The following is a 3,437-nucleotide window of genomic DNA, read 5'->3' as shown; positions in this document are numbered from 1 at the left end:
TTAAATAAAGCATACTTATTTGATAAAACAACAGGTAATTCAATCTTAAACCGTCGTTACCACGAAGAATAAGGAGTGAACCTATGACAGGCATTATTGCCCACCGAGGCTATTCAAAGTTATTCCCTGAAAATACCATGCTCGCTTTTAAAGAAGCAGCTAAGTTTGACATCACAGGTATTGAGCTTGATGTACAATTAACGAGTGATGGTGAGGTTGTGATTTGTCACGATGAAACCATTAACCGGACGTCAAATGGCACAGGTTTTATTAAAGATATGACCTTAGCGGAATTAAAAACCTTCTGTTTTTATGGCAAATACCAAGGTCAATTTGAAGTAACTGAAGACATTCAAATCCCAACACTCGAAGAATTTTTCAAGTGGTTCCAACCCTTGGACATCATGGTCAATATTGAATTAAAAACCAATATTTTCCGTTATGATGGTCTTATTGAAAAAGTAAATGACCTAATCCAACAATATGACCTAATTGATCGAGTTGTCTTATCTTCTTTCCAACACCACACCATGAATGATGCCAAAAAGGTAAATCCGGCCTTAAAAACGGGTCTGTTAACTATGAGTGGCATGTTGAACCCAGGTGATTATACAGCAAGTCACGTGCATGAATTCTACCACCCGTTCTTTATGACTTTAGAGTCCGAAGATTTTGACAATCTTGCAGCCAACAATATCGGGATTAACACCTATACTGTAAACCAATCTGAAGATATGGAAAAACTAATTAATGCTAAAGTAACCAATATCATTACCGATGATGTGGCCTTAGGACTAGAAACTTTAAACGCATCAAAATAATTTACAAAGGAAAAGCCTATGGTCCCAATCGTGGATGCCATAGGCTTTTGTCGTATACTTTAGTGGTTATTATCCTAGTTGTAGATTTGCTGAAGCAAGTGCTTGGTCAATGACTGCCATAACCGCCTTAGAGTGGGCTAAGTTTGCTTTAACCCGGTCCATATCGTGAGTACGGATGATGTCTTCAAATTCAACAAATTCTTCATACATACGGTGGTTGTGAATTCGTTTGTCGGTTGTCTGTGAAGACTCTCCGCGCAAGGCCAAATCATAAGAAGCCAATGAATTGGTTGGGCCATCGATAATTAAGGCACCGTTTCGTCCTTGAATGGTTGATTTAATTGGGGCGTCGGTATCTTTTGACCCGATGCAGACCGCTTTAAAATTTTCAAAATCCATGATCAACATGCCAGATGTATCGATTCCCCGATCTACATTGGCATAATATGTCGCTGATTTTGGTGCGCCAAATAAGCCGACGAGTAAATGGACGTTATAAATATTGATGTCCATTAAGGCACCACCAGCTTTTTTGGGATCAAAGGCTGGTAAAATTTCACCGTCCATAAAAGCATCATACCGGCTTGAGTATTGTGAGTAGTTGGCTTCAACAATTTTGACGGTCCCCAGTTTAGTCAAGTCTGCTTTCAGTGCTTTGAAGTTTTGGAAGTGTTGGTTGGTAATTGCTTCTACTAATACCAAATCTTTTTCCAAAGCGATGGTTTCCAATTCCTCAAGCTCCACCAAGTTTAAGGTGAATGGCTTCTCACATATCACGTTTTTATTTGCCAATAGTGCCTTTTTTGCAAATTCATAATGCAGATGGTTGGGCAAGGCCACGTAGACGGTATCGATATCGCTGGCTAGTAAGTCTGCCACGTCCGTAAACACCTGATTGATTCCGTGTTCGTCCGCCATTGCTTGGTTTTTAACCAATGATCTTTCAGATGACAAAAGGGCAACCAATTCTATAGCTGGGATATCGTGGACCATTGATAGGAAATCCACGACAATCTTACCAGCACCCAAAATTCCTAATTTCATAATCATTTCCTTTCTTTAGTGGGTCAAAATTAATGTAAGTCGACTTGACCGTCTTCCATAATTTGCATGACTAACAAGGTTTCTTCATCTTTCACGACTTTCTCTTTGCCGTTAACAATTGTTTCATAAATATCGCGGTAAACTTGACGGTAGTCGCCAACTTCAGAAACAACCGCTTCCTTGTGGTAGATGCCATTGTCGTCAAGGTAGGTTAAAGTACCGTAGTGTTCAGGTAAGTCTTGTCCAAAACCAGGTTCATCAGGCGTGTAGTTTAATTTTAAGTGGTCTTCTTGACGGTCTTTTGTTTGCTTGATGAAGACACCTCTTTTGCCGTAAATGGCAAAAGATGGTCTGGCTTCAAACCGCATCAATGAACCGGCTACTGCCACTTTTAAATTGCCGTAGTTTAAATCAAAGTCAAAGTAGTCATTTAATTTGCCGGCACCAAGAATTTGACGGGTGTCGAAGTGGACGTCGTCAGGTATACCAAAGTAAGAAATGGCTTGGTCAAGGGAATGAGAACCAAGGCCGTAAGTATAGGAATCGATTAAACTATAAGTTGAATTTTCTGAAAATTCAGGATTATAACGGTCGTAGTGAATTTCGACATCGATCAGATCACCAAGGACGCCTGATTCGATGACTTTTTGCGTAGTTAGGAAGTCAGAATCGTAGCGACGATTTTGGTAGCACTGGATGAATAGGCCCTTTTCTTTGGCTAAGTCGAATAATTCTTGGGCTTGATCACGGGTTTCCGCAAATGGTTTTTCCACCAGGACATTCTTGCCAGCTTCAAGGGTTTGTTTGGCTAAATCATAGTGGCTGGCGCTAGGTGTGGTGATGACAACTAGGTTGATAGCTTCATCTTTGTAGATGTCATCTAGGTTACTCGTGTATTGGACGTCTTCAAGGGCTGGCCAAGCACTTTTCCCAGACCGCGAGTAAATTGTTTGAATGTTGACAATTTCCGGTAGGCGGCTAGAAAAGGGTAGGTGGTAGCGGTTGGTGGATTTACCGTTTCCAATATAAGCAATATTTAACATGAATATAACCTCCATAAATGTATTTATCTTAAATATAGCGGTATTGATGGGAAAATGATAGCGATTTGGTTATTCTGGTAGTAACTGCCAAGAAGGGGTCAATTTAAAGGAAGCTTTTGAACATTTTGACCAAAAAGACATCTTCCATACCAATTTTCAGGCAGATAGCGTACAATGTTATGAGTATAAAACCCTTTCAGGAAAAGGTGAGAAAATGCATTTAGTGCAAGCACTTAAAAATAATCAACAATTTACCCCCAATGAAAAGCGGATAGCGGCTTATATTTTGAGCAACCCTTTAGCGACCAGCCAGTTTAATTTGACGGATTTAGCAACCAAAACCTATACTTCGCATTCAGCGATTGTCCGTTTTACCCAAAAGTTAGGTTATGAAGGTTTCAGGGATTTTAGGGTGGCTTTAATAGCCTATGCTCAGCAGGACCGGTTCAAGGAAGAGGCTGTGGATGCCAATTTTCCCTTCGTACCGGAAGATTCGACTAGTGATATTGCCAACAAAATGGCTAGTTTA

General features: G+C 40.2%; 4 protein-coding genes. 2 read left to right on the top strand and 2 right to left on the bottom strand.

Annotated features, from left to right (window positions below; all coding sequences use genetic code 11):
* The first annotated feature begins 83 nt into the window (after window positions 1–83).
* Window positions 84–821, top strand: coding sequence for a glycerophosphodiester phosphodiesterase (locus ACRCJ0_RS10825; RefSeq protein ID WP_431390442.1), 738 nt, complete (start codon window positions 84–86; stop codon window positions 819–821).
* A 69-nt stretch (window positions 822–890) separates the two neighbouring features.
* Here the strand turns inward: ACRCJ0_RS10825 and ACRCJ0_RS10820 are convergent, their stop codons facing one another.
* Together ACRCJ0_RS10820 and ACRCJ0_RS10815 are read right to left on the bottom strand one after the other, a co-directional pair.
* Window positions 891–1,865: a Gfo/Idh/MocA family protein gene (locus ACRCJ0_RS10820; RefSeq protein WP_431390441.1), complete on the bottom strand. Its 975-nt coding sequence runs from the start codon at window positions 1,863–1,865 to the stop codon at window positions 891–893.
* 29 nt (window positions 1,866–1,894) lie between these two features.
* The gene (locus ACRCJ0_RS10815; RefSeq protein ID WP_431390440.1) at window positions 1,895–2,908 is read right to left on the bottom strand and encodes a Gfo/Idh/MocA family oxidoreductase; all 1,014 of its coding nucleotides are present in this window, start codon (window positions 2,906–2,908) and stop codon (window positions 1,895–1,897) included.
* Between the two features lie 214 nt (window positions 2,909–3,122).
* Between ACRCJ0_RS10815 and ACRCJ0_RS10810 the strand changes: the two genes are divergently transcribed.
* On the top strand, window positions 3,123–3,437 hold a 315-nt coding region (locus ACRCJ0_RS10810), incomplete at its 3' end, for a MurR/RpiR family transcriptional regulator (protein WP_431390439.1).

The sequence above is a fragment of the Aerococcus sp. L_32 genome (assembly GCF_050689315.1).
This window is presented reverse-complemented; position numbering and strand designations above follow the sequence as displayed.

What these genes read in the sequence shown, in the direction of transcription:
- ACRCJ0_RS10820 (WP_431390441.1), bottom strand. Translation starts at nt 1,865, where the DNA reads ATGAAATTAGGAATTTTGGGTGCTGGTAAGATTGTCGTGGATTTCCTA.
- ACRCJ0_RS10815 (WP_431390440.1), bottom strand. Translation starts at nt 2,908, where the DNA reads ATGTTAAATATTGCTTATATTGGAAACGGTAAATCCACCAACCGCTAC.
- ACRCJ0_RS10825 (WP_431390442.1), top strand. Translation starts at nt 84, where the DNA reads ATGACAGGCATTATTGCCCACCGAGGCTATTCAAAGTTATTCCCTGAA.